General features: G+C 64.9%; 5 protein-coding genes. All 5 read right to left on the reverse strand.

Going from position 1 to position 5,847, the window contains the following annotated elements:
- Positions 1 to 125: 125 nt before the first annotated feature.
- The 5 genes from fdhE to CKO35_RS18680 are packed head-to-tail and all read right to left on the reverse strand — an operon-like array spanning position 126 to position 5,629.
- Positions 126 to 1,043, reverse strand: a complete 918-nt coding sequence (fdhE, locus tag CKO35_RS17070; RefSeq protein ID WP_200177318.1) for a formate dehydrogenase accessory protein FdhE — start codon at positions 1,041 to 1,043, stop codon at positions 126 to 128.
- Positions 1,040 to 1,672, reverse strand: a complete 633-nt coding sequence (locus CKO35_RS17075) for a formate dehydrogenase subunit gamma (RefSeq protein WP_200177319.1) — start codon at positions 1,670 to 1,672, stop codon at positions 1,040 to 1,042. Before CKO35_RS17075 ends, fdhE begins: the two co-directional genes overlap by 4 nt.
- Positions 1,662 to 2,582 (reverse strand): formate dehydrogenase subunit beta, encoded by a 921-nt coding sequence (gene fdxH, locus CKO35_RS17080; protein ID WP_200177320.1) that lies wholly within the window; start codon positions 2,580 to 2,582, stop codon positions 1,662 to 1,664. The genes CKO35_RS17075 and fdxH overlap by 11 nt, the downstream gene beginning before the upstream one ends.
- Before the next feature lie 11 nt (positions 2,583 to 2,593).
- Positions 2,594 to 5,029 (reverse strand): formate dehydrogenase-N subunit alpha, encoded by a 2,436-nt coding sequence (gene fdnG / locus CKO35_RS17085; protein WP_200177321.1) that lies wholly within the window; start codon positions 5,027 to 5,029, stop codon positions 2,594 to 2,596.
- Positions 5,030 to 5,041: 12 nt separating this feature from the next.
- The gene (locus CKO35_RS18680; protein WP_200177322.1) at positions 5,042 to 5,629 is read right to left on the reverse strand and encodes a molybdopterin-binding domain-containing protein; all 588 of its coding nucleotides are present in this window, start codon (positions 5,627 to 5,629) and stop codon (positions 5,042 to 5,044) included.
- Positions 5,630 to 5,847 lie beyond the last annotated feature (218 nt).

Here is a 5,847-nt window from a genome sequence, read left to right on the forward strand (position 1 = left end):
CCCTCACCCTGGACCTGCTGCTGGGGGCGGTGCTGGTGGGTGGTGGAGAGCGTTCGGTGTCTGTTCTGGTGGTCATGGTCCCTGACTCGGCCGTCACGCGGCACTGGGGTGATGGAGGTTCCTGATCATGGGGTGGTGGCGGGTGCCTCTTCCAGATAAAGCAGCAGATTGATGCCGTTGGGGGCGTAGCCTTCTTCCCCCAGCAGCAGGTCCAGGGTGAGGGTGGCCAGATGGTCGGCCACCGGGTCGGCCCGGGGATCGGTTTCCAGACTGATGAGCTTGAGATAGCTGTGGCAGTGGCCGCAGACTTCGGCCCTGACCCCGGGGTGATGGTCTTCCAGACCCGGATACTCCAGATCGGTGGTGGCATGGCAGTGGCTGCACTTGAGCCGCTCCAGGTGCCACTGGGTCTGGCACAGGCTGCAGTGCAGGGTGCGGCGACCATGGGCACCGCCGCCGCTGTGGATCACCCCCGCCACCGGGGCGCTGCCGCAGACGGGGCAGTGGGTGGCCTCGGTCTGTGCCGGGATGTCCTCCATTGCCGTTTGTCCGACCCACACACTCCAGTGGGCCTGCAGGGCTGCCGCCAGCAACGGGGCGGCGGCCGGGTCCGGGGCACTGCCATGGCCACCGAGGATCTCCCTGGCCATGGCAACCAGATCCGGGCCGGACATGCTCCGCAGTCGCCGGATGGCGGCCCGGGTGGGGGCCGGAGCCGACGGTTCGATCTCTTCCAGCAATGACCGTAGACCGGGTTGCCAGTGGCGGATGTCCGGCAGATCGGCCGCCGGGAAAGGCAGTCCCCGGGGGGTGGGCCGGGGCAAGGTGTCCGGGGCCGTGCCGGTCAGTGTCTCCACCAGGCGGTGCTGGGCCTGGGCCAGGGCGGCCATGAACAGCAGGAAGGCCTCCACCGGATGATCCTGGGCCAGTACCTGAAACCGTTCCGCCCTCCGGGTGAACAGGCTGCCCGGGTCGGGCAGCTTCAGGAACGGTGGCGGGGTGCCGGGACCCTGGATCTCTCCCGGCCGCAGGATGTCGGTCATTTACGCTCCTCCTGGGTGACTTCCCGGTACCACAGGGGGTGGTGCTTCTTCGCCCAGGTCCGGCTTACCGTGCCCTTGACCATGGCCTGCAGGCTGCCCTTGACCCAGATGGCGGCATAGATGTGCAGGATGATGACCATCATCAGCAGGATGGCGCTGAAGGCATGCACCAGGATGGCGAACCGCACCAGACCGATGGGGAAGACCGGGGCGAAGTAGGGTTGCCACATGATCAGCCCGGAGAACAGCAGCAGGAACATGCCGATGACCGTGGACCAGTAGATGATCTTCTGGCCGGCGTTGTAGCGACCCACCGGGGGCAGGCGGCCTTCCCGTTTGTGCAGGGCGTCGGGCAGGTAGCGGATCCAGCGCAGGTCATCCCGGTTGACGAGATTGTGACGCCAGAATCGCACCATCAGCACCATCACCGACACGAACATCACCAGGCCGATGAAGGGGTGCAGGATGCGGGTCCACTGGCCGCCGCCGAAGAGGTTGGTGAGCCAGTACAGGGACGGATGGAACAGGGCCAGCCCCGACATGGCCAGGAGGATGAAGGTGATGGCCACGATCCAGTGGTGCAGTCGTTCCCCGTCCTTGTAGCGCCGGATATCGTCTTTATTCGACATGGCTGGATTCCTCCTTGCGGTCCCGGGTCTTGTCGCGGGAGGGGGCGTCGTCGTCGTCCTCCGCCACATTGGGGCCGTGCTTGATGAAGTGCAGGAAGGACGCCATGGCCAGCAGGGCCAGGGCACCGATGGCCAGGGGCTTGGTGATGCCCTGCCAGAATCCCACCATGGGACTGATGCGCGGGTCTTCGGGCAGGCCATGGTATAGCCCGGGTCGATCCGCATGCTGCAGCACGTACATGACATGGGTGCCGCCCACGCCGGGCGGGTCGTAGAGTCCGGCGTTGTCGTAACCCCGGCTGTTGAGGTCGGCAATGCGCAGGACCGCCTGCTGTTTCATGTCCTCCTTGGTGCCGAAGGTGATGCAGCCGGTGGGGCAGGTGGTGACGCAGGCCGGTTCCAGGCCCACGGCCACCCGGTCGGAACACAGGGTGCACTTGTAGGCCCGGTTGTCCGCCCGGGACAGGCGCGGGATGTCGAAGGGACAGCCGGCGATGCAGTAGCCGCAGCCGATGCATTTCTCCGAGATGAAGTCCACGATGCCGTTGGCATACTGCACGATGGCTCCGGGGGCCGGGCAGGCCTTGAGGCAGCCCGGATCGTCGCAGTGCATGCAGCCGTCCTTGCGGATGAGCCATTCAAAGGAGAAGTCATCCGGTTCCACTTCCGAGAAGCGCATCAGGGTCCAGGTGTGCTCGTTCAGGTCCTGGGGGTTGTCGTAGACGCCGGTGTTTTCCCCCACCGGTCCCCGCAGGTCATTCCATTCCATGCAGGCCACCTGACAGGCCTTGCAACCGATGCACTTGGACACGTCGATGAGCTTGGCCAGTTCCGTGTGACTGCGCACGCTGGGGGAGGGCAGGCTGGTGGCCGAGCGGTTCTTGATATCAAGACTTTGCATGGATGCCATGGCGCACCTCCTCAGGCCTTCTCGATGTTGACGAGGAACGCCTTGAACTCAGGCGTCTGGGAGTTGGCATCGCCCACGAACGGCGTGAGCACGTTCGCCAGGTAGCCCTTGTTGGCCACGCCGGTGAAGCCCCAGTGGATGGGAATGCCCACCGTGTGTACCGTGCGGCCCTCCACCCGCAGGGGCTTGATGCGTTTGGTGACCACCGCGGTGGCGGTGATCTCCCCCCGGTTGGACTCCACCGTGACCCGGTCGCCGTTGGCGATCCCCTTTTCCCGCGCCAGGGCTTCGCCGATCTCGATGAACTGGGACGGCTGGACGATGGCGTTGGCCAGGGAGTGCTTGGTCCAGAAGTGCATGTGCTCCGTGAGCCGGTAGGTGGTGGCGGCGTAGGGGAAGTCCCGGGCGGTGCCGAAACTAGCCCAGTCGTTGGCGAACACCCGGGCCGCCGGGTTGCTGGTCACCGCGGGCTGGTCGGGATGGAGCGGGTTGTAGCCCAGGGGACTCTCGAAGGGTTCGTAATGCTCGGGGAAGGGACCGTCGTTCATGCCCGCAAACAGTCGCGCCACCCCTTCGGGCAGCATGATGAAGGGACTGACCTGTTCCCCGGGGGCGGCGGTGGGCCGCATGTCGGGGATGTCCGGCCCGCTCCAGCGACTGCCGTCCCAGGCAATGGGAGCCCGGCGGGGATCCCAGGGCTTGCCCTGGGTGTCGCAGGCGGCGCGGTTGTAGAGGATGCGCCGATTGGCCGGCCAGGCAAAGCCCCAGCCGGGGTAAATACCCAGGCCGGAGGGGTCCGCGGTGTCGCGGCGGGCGGTGAGGTTGCCCTCCGCCGACCAGCAGCCGCTGTAGAGCCAGTTGCCGCAGGCGGTGCCGCCGTCGTCCCTGAGCTGGCCGAAACCGGCCAGCTGGCGCCCGGCGGGTATATCGCCGATGTCCTGCAGCGCCCGGCCGGAGATCTCCCGCAGCAGTTCCGGCGCCGAGGGTTCGTCCGGATTGCCGTAGGGCCAGTGCAGATTGACGATGGGGTCCGGGTAGGTGCCGCCTTCCTCCTCGTAGAGTCGCTTCAGTTCCAGGTACAGGCTGGCGATGATGCGCCGGTCGGTGCGGGCGCCGCCCGGAGGATCCACTGCCTTCTCCTTCCAGGCGATGACCCGTCCGGAGTTGGTGAAGGTGCCGTCTTCCTCGGCAAACAGGGTGGTGGGCAGGCGGAAGACCTCGGTCTGGATCTGGCGGGTATTGACCGGATTGAACTCGCCGAAATTGCGCCAGAATTCCGACGTTTCCGTGGCCAGGGGGTCCATCACCACCATGTATTTCAGGCGTGCCAGGGCGGTGCTCATCTTGGCCTTGTGGGACACCGCCGCCAGCGGGTTGAAGCCCTGACAGAGGAACCCGTTCATCTGCCCGGCGTGCATCAGTTCGAACATCTGCAGCACGTCATAGGGCTTGTCCACGTGGGGCAGGTAGTCCCAGGCGAAGCCGTTGTCGGCGTTGGCGTGTTCGCCCCACCAGGCCTTCATCAGGCTGACATGGAACTTGGGATAGTTCTGCCAGAAGCTCATCTGGCCCGGGCGCACGGGCTTGAGGGCACGCTTGTCCATGAAGCCCTCAAAGCTCTGGTCGTCATCGCCGGGCAGTCCCAGGTAGCCGGGCAGGTTGGTGGTGACCAGGTTCATGTCCGTGATGCCCTGCACGTTGGCATGGCCCCGTAGCGCGTTGACGCCGCCGCCCGGCATGCCCATGTTGCCCAGCAACAGCTGGATCATGGCCATGGTGCGGATGTTCTGGGAGCCGACGCTGTGCTGGGTCCAGCCCAGGGCGTACATGATGGTCATCACCTTGTCGGGCCGGGAGGTCTCGCCGATCATCTCGCAGATCTTCAGGAAACGGTCTTCCGGTGTGCCGGTGATGCGACTGACCACCTCGGGGGTATAGCGATCGAAGTGGGTCTTCATCAGCTGGTAGACGCAGCGGGGGTGCTGCAGGGTCTCATCCGCCCGCACGTAGCCGTCCTCGCCCAGCTCGTAACCCCAGGAACTGCGGTCATAGCGGCGATTGACCTCGTCGTAGCCGGAGAACAGACCGTCCGCAAAACCATACTCATCCTTCACGATCAGGGCCGCATTGGTGTAATGGGCCACGTATTCGTGATTGATCTGTCCGGTCTCCAGCAGATAGCGGATGACACCGCCGAGGAAGGCAATATCGGAGCCTACCCGCACGGGAGCGTAGTAGTCGGAGACAGCGGCGGAGCGGGTGAAGCGGGGATCCACCACCACCAGTTTTGCGCCCCGGTTGGCCTTGGCCTCGGTGACCCACTTGAAGCCGCAGGGATGGGCCTCGGCCGCGTTGCCGCCCATGATGAGGATCAGGTCGGCATTTTTGATGTCGACCCAGTGATTGGTCATTGCACCTCTGCCGAACGTCGGGGCCAGACTGGCCACCGTCGGGGCGTGTCAGATGCGTGCCTGGGTATCCACCGCCGTCATGCCGTAGGCACGGGCGGTCTTGGCGGTCAGGTAGCCGCTTTCATTGGCGGCGGCGGAGCTGGCCAGAAAACCGGTGGTGTTCCAGCGGTTGACCCGCTGCCCCTGGTCATTGAATTCCATGAAGTTGGCATCGCGGTCATCCTTCATCAGACGGGCGATGCGGGTGACGGCCTCATCCCAGGAGATGGTCTGCCACTGATCCGAGCCTGGGGCCCGGTACTGGGGCTGACGCAGGCGGCTGTCGCTGTTGATCATGTCCATGAGCCCGGCCCCCTTGGGGCAGAGCGTACCCCGGTTCACCGGGTTGTCCGGGTCGCCTTCCACGTGCACCAGGGCGGCCTTGGCATTCTTGGCGCCGGAACCTCTGGTATAGAGGATCACGCCGCAACTGACGGAGCAGTAGGGACAGGTGCTGCGGGTTTCCCTGGTGCGGGCCAGCTTGAACTGGCGCACCGAGGCCTGAAGTTCGGTGGGGGAGAAGCCCATGACCGCCAGGCTGGATGATCCCAGCCCGACGCCGCAGAGCTTCATGAACTGGCGTCTGGTGACTTGCATCGGTCGGTTCTCCTCCGGGCCTGTTTTTGTATGTGGGCCCTTGCACATCCGGATGATGAGGGTCGCTGTGTGGTCGGCAATGATAGGATGTTTTTTTGGGTATACGGATTTAATGGTTGATGGGGCACCTTCACCCCACCAACCTGATACCACCCTCAGATGGTTGATAGATCGACCCCGTAGTTGAGTTCCTCTGCGAAGTCCGGCAGTCCGTAACC

This window comes from Ectothiorhodospira shaposhnikovii, assembly GCF_016584105.1.
Lineage (GTDB): Bacteria > Pseudomonadota > Gammaproteobacteria > Ectothiorhodospirales > Ectothiorhodospiraceae > Ectothiorhodospira > Ectothiorhodospira shaposhnikovii.